Raw genomic sequence first — 13765 nt, 5'->3', positions numbered from 1 at the left:
GACCGGGCAATCCAACATGCAAGGATCCCTAAATGACCGGTTCAACGGAAAATCATGATGCACCGCTGTGTCCGCCGCCCGCTGCAGTGCAATCGGGGCCGTCCACCTTCGTCATGCCGCCCGGCGCCGTGGATACACACGCGCACGTGATCGGAGAGCCGCCGCGTTATCCGTGGATGCCCGATCGCTCGTACACGCCGCCAGCGGCCACCCCCGCGGCCTATCTGAAGATGCTCGACGACACAGGTTCGCAGTATGGCGTGCTGGTCCAGGTGAGCGTGCATGGGCAGGACAACACGCTGCTGCTGGAAACGCTGCGTGCGAATCCGGACAGGTTGCGCGGCGTGGTGGTGCCGTCACTAGGATTAGGCGATGCTGCGTACCAGGACATGACGGACGCCGGCGCGGTTGGATTGCGCCTGAACGTGCTGTTCGGCGGAGGCGGCATCGGTTTTTCGCAACTGGCCGAGTACGACGCATTGGCGCGCGATTGGGGCTGGCATATCCAGTTCTTGCTGGACGCGCGGAGCTTGCCTGAACTCGCGCCGCGGCTCGACAAGCTGCGCTCGGCCATCGTGATCGATCACATGGGCCACATGCCGACCGCAGTCGGCGTTGAGTCCGCGGGCTTTAAAGGTCTGCTGGCACTGGTGCGCGACGGCGCATGGGTCAAGCTTTCCGGTGCATACCGGCTGAGTACCCAGGCGCCCGCGTACGCCGATACCGCCGATTACGCACGCGCCCTGATCGCAACGGCGCCGGATCGCTGCGTATGGGGCTCCGACTGGCCGCACGTCGCTTTGTGGGGCGCCATGCCGACAGTCGGGCAGTTGCTCGATACGCTCGCCGTGTGGGCGCCGGATGAGCAGACCCGCACCGCGATTCTGACGAAGAACGCGCACCGGCTATACGGCTTTCGAGAGCCAACCCTCACACGGTCCTGAGAATCCGCGGCCTGGCCTCGTTTGCCGTCACACGTCTACCGCGGGCCCCGGCGTATTCGCGCCGTACGCCCCACGCACGGACGGAGACCGCAAACAGCATCGGGCGCCGTCATCGACGGGCATGCTGTCCTGTCACCCCGCGCTTTGGGCGAAGCAACGCGTCGAGGTCGCGCAGGCCGAGCCGCGGCCGAAAATACCATTGCAATCTACGCAGGCGCGATGCCGATACAGTTCGCCTGGCGTGTGAACGTGATTCTGATCTGTTCATCCTGGTCCTTTGGGCAGCTTGCATTGACCACTCGCGTATCGACCGGAATTTGTAAGTGCTTTAGGTTTCGAAAGACTTCGAAAGTTAAAAGTGTGCGAAGAGTACGTGACGCGAACCGCGACGTTTTCGCTTCACGTTGCCCCAATCGCTATGGATGGAATGGAACTTGCGCTCTCCTGGTTAGAAGCAAGGCTATGAAGCCAAGCCGAACTCACAGGGAGAAAGCAGATGAAATCCAAAGTTATCGTACTGACCGCATGCATCGTCTCAATGGCGCTGGCCGGCGAAGCGAACGCTGCGGGATGCCTGAAAGGCGCCGCGGCTGGCGGCGTTGCGGGCCACTATGTTGGCAACGGCCACGCAGCGGTGGGCGCCGCAGGGGGATGCGCGGTGGGCCATCATATGGCGGCGAAGAAGGCGAAGCAGGACGCTGCCCGACAAGACCAGCAATCCGCTCAGCAGGGTCAATCGCAGGCCCGGTAAGCTTGCCCGGCAAGAAAATCCCGCGGGTGGTCAGCTTTGCCTTTGCAAGGCTAACCCGCCTGCGGTTATTGCTGCTATGCAGAGCCTGATACTGCAAACATCAGATCATTCGCTGGTCAACTTTACCTTGCACCGAGACTTCTCGGCAGCTGCTCGGCCTTAGGCAAGAGCGCGCCGATCATAAAGCCTCTCTCCGTTCGGCTCATGATCACGCGGCCTCTATGTTTAGTGGCGGTGAAATTGACAAATGCCAGCCCCAGACCGAAGCCGCTCGCTTCATTGATCACTCCAGACGGCAGCCGGACAAAGCGCTCCGCGACGCGGTCCGTTTCCCTCGCCGGAATGCCCGTGCCTTCATCCTCCACACCTATAAGCAGACCCTCGCGCGTATCCGCAAGGATGCAGCGCACGGTCGCGTCACGCGGTCCGTATTTCAATGCGTTGTCGAGCAGGTTGGTGACGAGGCGAGTCAATAGCAGGCTGTCGGCAAGACACACCAGCGACGTGTCGGGCGCTTCGATGGAGATGCGGCATCCTTTAGCGACAGCCTTTTCGTAGAGCTGATCGACGGCAACGATCAGTATCTCGTTCAGGTTGACGATTTCGAATTGCCGCGATTCCGACTGTGCACGCGCGAGATTGAGGAAGCCGTCCGCCAGTTCCAGTGCATTGGTGGCGTGCGTGGCAATACGCTCGAGCAGCGGCGTGAGCGTCCCGTGTTCCGCGCGATAGAGTTCGAGCAGGGCCAGAATGGACGTTTGCGGCGAGCGCATGTCATGCGAGAGAAAATCCATCGCATCGTCGCGCTGGCGCAGACTAATATAGGATGCCGAATGATATCGGATTCGCGCGATCAGCTCGATCGAGTCGGGTAGTTTGACCAGGTAATCATTAGCGCCGGCAACGAATGCTGCGCTTTTTATCGTAGGCTGTTCCCGCGAAGACAGCACGATAACCGGGACGTTCGCCGTGACGGGATGAGTGCGATAGCTGCGCACGATATCCAGCCCATCTATGCCTGGCATGATGAGATCCTGAAGGATTACCGTGGGCTTTATCCGGCACGCCGTGGAGAGGGCTTCGCGTCCCTCGGTGCAGACATGGAGAAGGATGCCGGTCTCGTTCTCGAGGGCGCGTCTTATCACCTCTCCAACAATCGGTTGATCGTCGACCAGTAGTACGGTTGCGACAGGGACGATTGGAGTCTGAAGTGTATTCATGGTGACGATAGGCGATCGGAAGAACCCGAGCGCGGTCCAGATCGAACGTTCGGGAAGGGAACGCGTCGATGTCCAGGCTAGTCTGGTTATATTTCGCGGCGGAGAGCCCAGTTTAAAGGCAACGAACAGCAGTCGGGAGGCCGGGTTCGTTAAGGATTGTTAATTGATACCATACCGTTATGGCGCGGTCCGCCGGTGTCGGAGAGAAGCGGCCTAAACAGCAGGTATTACTGGCTTTTTAAATCGTTCGACCAGAAAGTCTACGAACGCTCGGGCGCGTGCGGACTGATTGCGCTTGCTTGGATAGTAAACAAAGAGGTCTGCCGAGGGCTGCACAAACTCTGGCAGAACAATGCGCAGTCGTCCGCTCTCCAGGTATTTCGCAAGGTCCCATTCCGAGCGGACCAGGATGCCGTGTCCGTCGAGTGCCCAACCCAACACAATGTCGCCGTCGTTGCTTGACAGCATGCCTTGCACCTTTACCACCTCGGGGTGTCCTTTGTGCATCAGGCGCCAGATCCCATAGGCATCGTCGTTCTGGCGGTGCACGATGCACTGGTGATCGGAAAGGTCGGCAAGCGTCGCAGGCGTGCCGTGCTGCTCCAGATAGCGTGGCGATGCGCAGAGGAATCGGCGATTCGACATGACGCGCCGCGCGTTGAGTCGCTTGTCGGGCAATGAACCGAAGCGGATGGCCAGATCGACACCACTGTCTACGAGATCGATCGGCCGGTCGGTGACGTCAAGCTGTACTTCCACATGCGGATGACGTTTTGCGAACTCGGAAACAAGCGGCGCGATCGTGGTGCGGCCAAACCCCAGCGTCGCGTTCACACGCAGCAGTCCTCGCGGCATCGACCTGCTGGATGAAACGGCATCTTCCATCTCCCGCACCTCGGCCAGAATTCGCGTCGCATGGTGCAGGTAGGTTTCACCTTCAGCGGTCAGGCTGACGCTGCGCGTGGTGCGGTTCACCAGTCGCACGCCAAGGCGCGCCTCCAGCTGAGCTAACCGCTTGGTCGCTGCGGGTGGCGTCAGATCGAGTTCGCGTGCGGCCGCGGTCAGATTTCCGTGGCGTGCGAGCAGGACGAAAAACTGCAGGTGGGAGGCGAGGTCAGTCTTCACCGTAAGTTAATAAAGAAGTGACTTTCAGTGAATCATAACGCTACTTGCAGGGCATAACCTAGCGGCTCTTACAGCCCGTTGCATCGACGACGCGCGATGCCGCCAGGAGACCCTCATGAAAATCGTTGAAATCCGCGAAAAAACCGTCCCTATCAGCTCACCGATCCGCAACGCCTATATCGACTTCAGCAAGATGACGCTGAGTCTGGTCGCCGTAGTGACCGACGTCGTGCGTGACGGCAAGCCGGTCGTCGGTTACGGCTTCAACTCCAACGGCCGCTACGGACAGGGAACATTGATGCGCGAGCGCTTCATTCCGCGTCTGCTGGAAGCCGCTCCGGACACGCTTATCAACGACGCCGGGGATAACCTCGACCCCCACAAAATCTGGGCCACGATGTTCTCGAACGAGAAGCCGGGCGGTCACGGCGAGCGTTCGGTTGCCATCGGCACAATCGACATGGCGGTCTGGGACGCCGTCGCGAAGATCGAAGGCAAGCCGCTCTTCCAGTTGCTGGCCGACCGCTACGGCAATGGTCAACCCGATCGCAAGGTCTTCGTCTATGCCGCGGGCGGTTACTACTACCCGGGCCAGGACCACGGAAAGCTCAAGGACGAGATGCGCAGCTATCTCGACCGGGGCTATACGGTGGTGAAAAAGAAAATTGGCGGAGCATCGCTCGACGAAGACCTGCGTCGCATCGATTCGATCCTGAGCGTGCTGGGTGACGGCCAGAAGCTTGCAGTCGATGCCAACGGCCGCTTCGATCTCGACACCGCGATTCAATATGCGAAGGCGTTGTCGCAGTACGACCTGTTCTGGTACGAGGAACCGGGTGATCCGCTGGACTTCGAACTGCAAGCGACGCTACGAAACTACTACGCCAATCCGATGGCGACTGGCGAAGACCTGTTTTCGATGCAGGACGCCCGCAACCTCATCCGCTATGGCGGCATGCGCCCAGACCGCGACTGGCTGCAGTTCGACTGCGCGTTGAGCTACGGGCTGGTCGAATACCTTCGCACGCTCGACATGCTTCGCCAGCATGGCTGGTCGCCGAGCCGCTGCGTCCCGCATGGCGGCCACCAGATGTCGTTGAATATCGCCGCTGGCCTGGGGCTTGGCGGTAACGAGTCGTATCCGGATCTGTTCCAGCCGTATGGTGGATTCCCGGATGGCGTGAAGGTCGAGAACGGCCATATCACCATGCCCGACTTGCCGGGTATCGGCTTTGAAGGCAAGGCCGATCTCTTTGCGGAGATGAAGAAGCTTTCCGCGTAAGCCGTTAGCGAAACCGCGCCGGCTCAAAGCGCCGGCGCAGCGTCCACAAAAAAGCAAAAAGGACGACAGGAGACAGACATGCTGGTTTCAACGATTGGAAAATATCTTTCCAGGCTTTATGTACAGGTCCTGATTGGCATCATCGCCGGCATTCTGGTCGGACACTTCTATCCTGAGACCGGCGATCAGCTCAAGCCGTTAGGGGACCTGTTCATCAAGCTGATCCGGATGGCGCTTGCACCCATCATCTTCGCTTCGGTGGTGGTCGGGATTGCGCGCATGAGCGATCTTCACGAGGCGGGGCGAGTCGGCGTCAAGGCCATTCTTTACTTCGAAGTCGCATCCACCATCGCGCTCGCCATCGGTCTGCTGGTCGTGAACGTCATCAAGCCTGGCAGTGGGATGAACATCGACCCGGCGCATATCGATAGCGCGTCGATTGCAAGCTACACCCACGCGGCGCAGCAGCACGGCACGCTCGATTTCCTGATGAGCATCGTGCCGAACAGTATCGTCGGCGCGTTCGCTAACGGGGACATGCTGCCCATCATCTTCTTTTCAGTGTTGTTTGCGATCGCCCTTGCCAAACTGGGGCCACGTACCGCGCCGCTGGTCGACATGCTCGATATGTTCCTGCAGGGCATGTTCGGCGTGGTTCGAATTGTCATGTATGTCGCACCGATCGGCGCTTTCGGCGGCATGGCATTCACGATCGGCAAGTACGGAATCGGCACGCTCGCATCGTTCGGTTAACTGATGTTCTGCCTTTACCTGACTTCGATCGTCTTCGTGATCGTCGTGCTGGGCGCCGTCATGCGGCTATGTGGTTTGTCCTTGTGGAAGTTTCTCCGTTACATCAAGGACGAAATCCTCATTACGCTCGGTACGGCTTCCACCGAAGCGGTATTGCCGCAGATGCTCATCAAAATGGAGAAGCTGGGTTGTTCGCGGCCCGTCGTCGGAATGGTATTGCCGACCGGTTACACGTTCAATGCAGATGGCACGGCAATCTACCTGACGATGGCGACCCTCTTCATTGCGCAAGCCATGAACATCCACCTGACGATCTGGGATCAGTTGCTGGTGATGAGCGTGCTTCTGCTGACCTCCAAGGGCTCAGCCGGTGTCGCGGGCGCCGGATTCGTCGCACTCGCGGCCACGCTATCGACCATGCACAAGGTTCCTGTGGCCGGCCTGGTACTGTTGCTAGGCGTCGATCGCTTCCTGAACGAAGCGCGCGCCGTGACCAATCTGATAGGCAACGGTGTGGCAACTATCGTGGTGGCGCGGTGGGAGGGGGCGCTCGATATGACGACGGCGCGAGCGGTGCTCGACCGTGATGCCGATACTGACATCGAGGCTTCGACACCACCGTTGAAAGATGAAAGTTTTTTTAGAAATTAAATTTTATTTTATAAATGACTTTATTTTCTAAATTTCAGTTGGCCGACGCTGAAATTTCAAATGACGATCGTCCTTTGGTTCAATTGAGTCTTATGAGAATATGCAGCGCTTCCTGTAGCTAAATTGCGACATGAGGGAAGCGGCTGCCCGGGTCATCGACCGGCGATATCTCTCCCTGAGAGATGCACATTTAATGTTGTCCCTTGAGTAGGCGCGTCAATAGCCATTGAATTCAGTAACGTTAAAGTTTTATGAATTTTTGCCCTCAAAAACAGGAAGGCTGATTTCCACGATTTGTGCATTCATTGCAATTGGGCTCAACCCTATACTCCACCCGTTTTCATGGCGGTCGCCGATCGCCAGATGGGAAACACGAACTTGAATATGGGGTGAGGTTTTGATCAAGATGCGATATCTGGCCGCTGCGTCGGCCATGCTTCTGGCTGGAGCGGCACACGCGCAAAGCAGCGTCACGCTCTTCGGGCTCATTGATACCGGCGTCGTTTACCAGAACAACGCGCGTGTGTCGGAATCGAGCGCCACATCACCGGGCGCCAGCTCCTGGTCGATGCAAAGCGGCAACGTCTTCACGTCGCGTTGGGGTCTGCGCGGCTCGGAAGATCTTGGCGGTGGGCTTGCCGCGGTCTTCTGGCTCGAGAACGGTTTTAACGTTGACAGCGGCGCCCTGAAGAACGGTGGCGACCTGTTCGGCCGGCAAGCCTGGGTCGGTCTGCGTTCGGAACAGTACGGCACGCTCTCACTCGGTCGTCAATACGACTTCATGGTCGACTACGTTGCACCTTTGAGCGCGACGGGTTCGGGCTTCGGCGGCAACCTTGCGTCGCACGTGTACGACAACGACAACCTGAACAACGATTTGCGTCTGAACAACTCGGTCAAGTTCAGCAGCGCTTCGTTTGGCGGCTTCAAGGCAGGCGCGATGTATGCGTTCTCCGGCGAGGCGGGTGATTTTGCCAACAACAGCGCATACAGCCTGGGTACGAGCTACACGTATGGTCCGTTCAACGTCGCGGCCGCATACCTGCAGATCAACCGCACGGCGCAGTCCGCACTGGCGAACGCAACGGGTGCAGTCAGCACGGGCGACGGCGACCAGCTCACGACGGGCGGCAGCCAGCAGATCTACGGTGCCGGTGTCCAGTACAAGTTCGGCAAGTCCTCCGTTGGCGCGGTGTGGACGCATTCTGTCACCGACAACGTGACGGGCATCTGGCAGGGCGGCAGCACGTCTACGGGTGCGATCGGCGGCAGCTATATCAAGTTCGACAACTTCGAAATCAACGGCCGCTATTTCGTGATGCCGGACTTAAGCCTGGGCGTTGCGTACACGTACACGACGGGCGGCTTCGGCGGCGCGACGAAGGGCTTTACGTCGGCCACGCCGCACTGGAACCAGGTGATGGCTCAGGCCGATTACTTCCTTTCGGCTCGCACGGATGTCTATCTGGAAGGCGTGTATCAGCGTGTTGGCGGCGGCAACGGCAATGCAGCGTTCGACGCCAGCGTCTACAGTCTGGATCCGTCGTCGAATAACTCGCAGGTTGTTGTGGCGGTTGGTCTGAAGCACCGCTTCTGATCGTAGCTAGCGTGTAGGTACGGCCCTGCAGGGCGCCGTGAGGCGTGCTGCGGGGCCGTGTATTTTTTGCAGACTTCCGCTCGCCGGCCGATATGGGGGCCGCGAGCCTTTGAGCTTGAACGCTTAGCGGCGACCGCTACGCCCCCACACGTACCGCACCCAACGCTGCCATCTGCTGCGCGGCATGGCCTGGGCATCATGGCCGGCGCGCGCTTCGCGATCGCGTTCGACGCTCTTTTGCACCTGTTCGTGGATCTGACGCAACGACATGCCGCCAGGTCCTTTCAGTTTGTCGGGATCGCTATCGGCGTCGGGATCAGGATCGGGTAGGTCTGTCATGGGAATGACTTGCGAGGAATGTGTCGCCCCGATCTTGATCCTTCTGGACGTTCACAGCAAGCGGGCGCTGCCGGGGTGCTGGCAATCTTCTGGGCGGCGTCAGTCTTTTCGCGGGGGAACAACTTCAAATCGGCAGGGACTGGCACAATCGAGGCGATCTTCGATCCCTTGGGAATCCTCATGCCAGACCCTGCACCGGCCTCACGGCGTATCGCGCCGCTGTTTGCCCTGTTTCCCTTCCTGCGTCCGTATGCCGGGCGCTGGGCGCTCGCGTTCCTCGCTCTGATCACCTCAGCAGGTGCGACGCTGGTGTTGCCGGTGGCGTTCAGATACCTGATTGACCGTGGCTTTGCGAGCGGCGAACGCGTGCACATCGATCGTTATTTCCTCGCGATGTTCTTCGTTTCGCTGATTCTCGCTGCCGCGACGGCGCTGCGCTTCTATCTGGTGTCGTGGCTAGGGGAGCGCGTAACGGCGGACTTGCGGCGCGCGGTCTACGAGCACGTGCTGGGGATGAGCCCACAGTTCTTCGAAACCACGCAGACCGGAGAAGTGCTGTCGCGGCTTACGGCTGACACCACGTTGATCCAGGCCGTGGTCGGCACGAGCCTTTCCATGGGCTTGCGCAACTTCTTCATGCTGACCGGCGGCGTAGCGATGCTGGTAGTGACCAGTCCTGTGTTGTCGGGCTATATCATCGTTACGTTGCTCGTAGTGGTCGCACCTATCGTCATCTTCGGACGGCGCGTGCGGCGTCTTTCTCGTGCCAGTCAGGACAAGATAGCGAACACGAGCGCACTGGCGGGCGAGGTACTCAATGCCATGCCTACTGTGCAGTCCTATACGCAGGAGCCTTTCGAGGCGCAGCGGTTTGGCGGCGCGGTGGAAGTGGCTTTCGAAACTGCGCTCACGCGTATCCGGGCGCGCGCGTGGCTGACCGCCGTGGTGATCGTGCTGGTGTTCAGCGCGATTGTCTTCGTGCTGTGGCTCGGGGCGCAGGCGGTGCTGGCCGGGCGCATGACGGCCGGCCAATTGTCCCAGTTCATTCTTTACGCGGTGTTCACCGCTGGCGCGGTAGGGGCGATCGCGGAAGTGTGGGGCGATCTGCAGCGCGCGGCTGGCGCGACTGAGCGGTTGCTGCAGCTGCTGGCCGCGCGCTCGCCAGTGGTACAAGCCGAGTCCACTATCACATTGCCGGCGCGCGGGGACGGCATCCGCTTTGACAACGTGAGCTTCTCGTATCCGTCACGCCCCGGCATCGCTGCGCTATCCGCGCTCTCGCTGCACGTGCGCGCGGGCGAGCATGTTGCGCTAGTGGGACCGTCCGGCGCCGGCAAGACCACCTTGTTCCAATTGCTGCTGCGCTTTTACGACCCACAGGGCGGCACGATTCTGATCAACGGTGTCCCTACGGGACAGGTGCCGCTCGATGAACTGCGCCGTGAGATTGGTGTGGTGCTACAGGAATCGGTGATCTTTTCGGGTAGCGTGCTTGATAACATTCGCTACGGCGCGCCCGAGGCCACGCTCGCGCAAGTTCAGCGCGCTGCGGAAATGGCCGCTGCGGCGGGTTTTATCGAAGAACTGCCGCAGGGCTACGACACGTTTCTCGGTGAACGCGGTGTGCGGCTTTCCGGCGGACAGCGGCAACGCATTGCGATTGCTCGTGCGATCCTGAAGAATCCGCCCATCCTGCTGCTCGACGAGGCCACCAGCGCACTCGATGCCGCCAGCGAACGTCTCGTGCAGAAGGCGCTGGACAATGCCGCGCAAAACCGCACCACGCTGGTCATCGCTCACCGGCTAGCGACCGTTCAGCAGGCCGACCGCATTATCGTGCTGGAACATGGACGCATCATTGCGCAGGGACGTCATGCCGAACTTCTTCTGAGCTCGCCGCTTTATGCCCAGCTAGCGGCGTTGCAGTTTGGTGAGCCGCTGGCGCAGACGGCGGCGGCTGGGAGTCATCAACCGGACTTCGGATAACGCGCGCAACTCAGAACCGGTAAGTCACACCGATCTGCGCGACCGGGTACCACCTGTAACGGGCTACGTCATTATTGAGCTTCTGCTCTTCCTGATCGATGTTCGCCTGGGTCGTGAACAGTGTGTAGATCTGCGGCACGCTGTAGTCGACGTGTGGACGTCCATAGGCCACGCCCAGATCGAACGTCACCCCAAAGCCCTTCGAAACCGGCTTGTGCCCGTAACCGATGCCGAGATACGGCATCACGTGCGGAAATTCGGCGGTTGCGGATGGAGCAGCGCCGACGGCGGGCACGTAACTATTCCCGATCTTGTAGTTACCGTCCGAGTTGGCGACAGCGTGCGCCTTCAACTCGTCATTGTTGATCAGCGCGCCGGCTGTCACGCGAAAGCCGCTCGACGAAAACGGAAACAGATCGAGGTACAGCCCACCCTGTAACAGCGTGAGACGGCCATCGTAAACATTGCCGTCCACCGTGACCGAATGCGAGAGACCGAAGCCTTCGAGTTCGGCATGCACACCGGCCCACGAACTGAGCGGCAATGCAGCGCCGACGCCGGCGCCCAGCGTGCCACCCTGAACATACACTTCCTGCGCACTTACCGTGCTCGCTGCGCTTGCCGCGAGTATTACCGTTGCTGCTGCGAGAGCAGCATTCTTTACCTGTTTCACCGCGCCTTCTCCGTAAACGAAATCCGTCTTGTGGAAGAGACTTTACGGTTCGAGCGGCGAGTTCAAATGCATGAACAACGGGGAAATCACACAGCAGTTCTGATTCGTGAAGTCGAACTTCGCGCAACCGGAATTTTCTGCGGGTAAGTATTGCCGGAATCCTAAATGATCGATTCGCCTGCGCAGATTAGACCTGCTTTTTAAGGCCTGTTCGTGAGATTGCCGACGACGCCTCGCTTCGATAATCACTCTGTTCATTGGTTCGTCCGTTTCGCACACACGGACATGCAGACGAACCGATTTGTCTGATTAAACGCGGCGCACGAGCGCCTTCGTTTGCGAGTGGCGGGACCGTGTGCACGCCGGCATTTTTGAGTGGAGCAAGCATGTCTTTGTATCAGGCGTCACGGTCATTCGCTGCAGTCGCGCTTATCGCGGCATCGGCCCTGTTGGGTGCATGCGGCGGTGGCGGAGGGTCGGGTAGCGCCAGCAGTACCGCTGCTTCGAACCAGCTAAAACTCTCGACGGCAGTGCAGAGCGAACCGGTTGCCCGCTATGCGGCGGCCTTCGGAATTCTGTCCGGTCCCGGCGTGGGCGCGATCTATTCGTCAGTCGTGCAGTCCTTGGTGACCGGTGTCACGTCGAGCGCGGCCACAACTACCAAGTTGTGTCCTGGCAGTGGCTCGATCGACATCGCCACGCAGAACGCAGGTGCATCCGGTCTGCAAAGCGGGGAGACGGCAACAGTTACCTTCAACCAGTGCGTGGGGCAGGTGCAGGCTCCAGCCGTATCGAGCAGTGCGTCGGTCAGCGGTTCGGTGACGGTGCAGGTGCAAAGCGCGCAGGGTGTGGTGGGCAACAATTCGGCGGACTGGTCGTACACCGCCGTTGAAACCGCGAACAACCTGACCTTGACTTCGCCCGACGGCGTCACGTCAGTCAACGGGACGGTAACGTTTTCAATGAGCTACGATGCCGCCACGGGCGCCACCACGACGACCGCAAGCGCACCGACGGTCACGCTGGCCATTACGCATACGGCGAGCTCTGGAAACGTCAGCGGCACCATCACGATTACTGCGCTTGCCTATTCGCGTCTGCACGGCGTAGATCCGTCTAGCGACACGCTGTCGTCCAGCGGCGCGATCAGCGTGCAGGCGAGCGACGCGGTGATTTCCTTCGGGGTCACCACTCCTACTGCGGTTACGATCAGCAACGGCAACCTGGAAGGCGGAGTGATTCAGCTGACGGACGATGGCGCGGTTGAAACGATTACGGCTTCAGGGGCGTCGTCGGTGAATGTTGTCGTTACCGTGGGCACCCAGACGGGGACGTATTCGGAGAATGTAGACAGTCTTGAGCAACTGACTGGAAGCTGAGCGGGAATCCGTGCAGGCCGCAGCGGCTGGTTGCGCTTCAGTAGTGGTAGAACGCGTCCTGCAGATCCGCGCTGCGTTGTTCGCTGCCAAGCGAGAGCATCAGCAGAAGCCGCGCTTTTTGCGGCACCTGATCGTCGACGACGAGCCAGTCGTACTCGTCGTCCGGTTGCGCGGCGTTGCGTATCACGATGCCGCTGCCGGTTCGCGAGGCTCGCACGATCTGCACGCCGCGGCGTCTTGCCCGCTGCAGCGCGCCGACGACATGCGCCGCGACATTGCCGTTGCCGGTAGCCGCGTAAATCAAGCCTCGTACGCCAGATTGCGCGGTGGCGTCGATCACGGCGGCATCGATGCCGCCGTGTGCATAGACAATGCCGACTTCCGGCAACTCGTCTATCGCATCGATCGACCATTGGGTACTGAGCGTATGGCGGCGCGCCGGCGTGCGGTAATAGCGCGGGCTGCCTTCGACGACATATCCGAGCGGGCCATAGGGTGAGCGGAACGATTCGAGCTTGAACGTGCTGGTCTTGACGACATCGCGCGCACTATGTATCTCATCGTTCGCAACGACCAGCGTGCCCTTGCCGTGAGAGGTTTCGCTGCCGGCGACGAGAATCGCGTTATACAGGTTCAACGGGCCATCTGCGCTGAGCGAAGACGGTGGCCGCATCGAGCCGACTACCACCACGGGCTTTGAACTCTTCAACGTCAGGTGCAGAAAGTAAGCGGTCTCGTCGATCGTGTCGGTGCCATGCGTCACCACGATGCCGTCGATATCGTCCTGCTTGAGCAGCGTATCGATGCGTTTGCCGAGTGTCAGCAGATGCGTGGTTGAGAAGTTCTCCGAACCGATCTGCATCAGTTGTTCCGCACTTACGCGCGCAATAGCGTGCGCTTGTGGGATACCCGATAGCACTTCGTCGATCGATAGAACAGAGCACGCATAGTCCGATGTGTTGACGGACGATGCGCCGCGTCCTGCGATGGTGCCGCCTGTACCGATCACGACGATGTGGGCCTTGTCTTTCATGACAGGCAATGTACGGGTAAAGCCGGGCACTG

General features: G+C 59.9%; 11 protein-coding genes and 1 pseudogene. 7 read left to right on the top strand and 5 right to left on the bottom strand.

Annotation, left to right across the window (positions count from 1 at the left end):
- The first annotated feature begins 32 nt into the window (after positions 1–32).
- Positions 33–944, top strand: coding sequence for an amidohydrolase family protein (locus tag P3T20_RS23865; protein WP_083611643.1), 912 nt, complete (start codon positions 33–35; stop codon positions 942–944).
- A gap of 496 nt (positions 945–1440) precedes the next feature.
- The gene (locus P3T20_RS23860) at positions 1441–1695 is read left to right on the top strand and encodes a hypothetical protein (RefSeq protein WP_074267686.1); all 255 of its coding nucleotides are present in this window, start codon (positions 1441–1443) and stop codon (positions 1693–1695) included.
- 122 nt (positions 1696–1817) lie between these two features.
- Here the strand turns inward: P3T20_RS23860 and P3T20_RS23855 are convergent, their stop codons facing one another.
- Positions 1818–2915 (bottom strand): hybrid sensor histidine kinase/response regulator, encoded by a 1098-nt coding sequence (locus P3T20_RS23855; RefSeq protein WP_429288051.1) that lies wholly within the window; start codon positions 2913–2915, stop codon positions 1818–1820.
- A 213-nt stretch (positions 2916–3128) separates the two neighbouring features.
- The gene (locus P3T20_RS23850) at positions 3129–4040 is read right to left on the bottom strand and encodes a LysR substrate-binding domain-containing protein (RefSeq protein ID WP_429288050.1); all 912 of its coding nucleotides are present in this window, start codon (positions 4038–4040) and stop codon (positions 3129–3131) included.
- A 115-nt stretch (positions 4041–4155) separates the two neighbouring features.
- Here P3T20_RS23850 and P3T20_RS23845 point away from each other — a divergent pair, with 115 nt between their 5' ends.
- From P3T20_RS23845 to P3T20_RS23835, 3 genes and pseudogenes are all read left to right on the top strand, one after another.
- Positions 4156–5322 (top strand): mandelate racemase/muconate lactonizing enzyme family protein, encoded by a 1167-nt coding sequence (locus P3T20_RS23845; RefSeq protein ID WP_074267689.1) that lies wholly within the window; start codon positions 4156–4158, stop codon positions 5320–5322.
- 78 nt (positions 5323–5400) lie between these two features.
- Positions 5401–6726 (top strand): annotated as a pseudogene (locus P3T20_RS23840) (dicarboxylate/amino acid:cation symporter).
- Positions 6727–7132: 406 nt separating this feature from the next.
- On the top strand, positions 7133–8323 hold the full coding sequence (locus P3T20_RS23835; protein ID WP_074269334.1) for a porin: 1191 nt from the start codon (positions 7133–7135) through the stop codon (positions 8321–8323).
- Positions 8324–8446: 123 nt separating this feature from the next.
- Here the strand turns inward: P3T20_RS23835 and P3T20_RS23830 are convergent, their stop codons facing one another.
- On the bottom strand, positions 8447–8662 hold the full coding sequence (locus tag P3T20_RS23830; protein ID WP_074267691.1) for a hypothetical protein: 216 nt from the start codon (positions 8660–8662) through the stop codon (positions 8447–8449).
- Between the two features lie 180 nt (positions 8663–8842).
- On the opposite strand from P3T20_RS23830, the gene P3T20_RS23825 reads away from it, so the two are divergent.
- Positions 8843–10648 carry an ABC transporter transmembrane domain-containing protein gene (locus P3T20_RS23825; protein ID WP_074269335.1) on the top strand — a complete coding sequence of 602 codons (1806 nt, stop codon included), beginning with the start codon at positions 8843–8845 and terminating at the stop codon, positions 10646–10648.
- Between the two features lie 10 nt (positions 10649–10658).
- Here P3T20_RS23825 and P3T20_RS23820 read toward each other — a convergent pair whose 3' ends face one another.
- The gene (locus tag P3T20_RS23820) at positions 10659–11321 is read right to left on the bottom strand and encodes a hypothetical protein (protein WP_074267692.1); all 663 of its coding nucleotides are present in this window, start codon (positions 11319–11321) and stop codon (positions 10659–10661) included.
- Between the two features lie 386 nt (positions 11322–11707).
- Here P3T20_RS23820 and P3T20_RS23815 point away from each other — a divergent pair, with 386 nt between their 5' ends.
- On the top strand, positions 11708–12700 hold the full coding sequence (locus P3T20_RS23815; RefSeq protein ID WP_074267693.1) for a hypothetical protein: 993 nt from the start codon (positions 11708–11710) through the stop codon (positions 12698–12700).
- A 37-nt stretch (positions 12701–12737) separates the two neighbouring features.
- Here the strand turns inward: P3T20_RS23815 and P3T20_RS23810 are convergent, their stop codons facing one another.
- Positions 12738–13733, bottom strand: coding sequence for an asparaginase (locus P3T20_RS23810; protein WP_074267694.1), 996 nt, complete (start codon positions 13731–13733; stop codon positions 12738–12740).
- Positions 13734–13765 lie beyond the last annotated feature (32 nt).

The sequence above is a fragment of the Paraburkholderia sp. GAS206C genome (assembly GCF_050435645.1).
GTDB lineage: Bacteria > Pseudomonadota > Gammaproteobacteria > Burkholderiales > Burkholderiaceae > Paraburkholderia > Paraburkholderia phenazinium_B.
The sequence above is the reverse complement of the archived record's forward strand: the minus strand, read 5'-3'. Positions and strand labels throughout refer to the sequence as shown.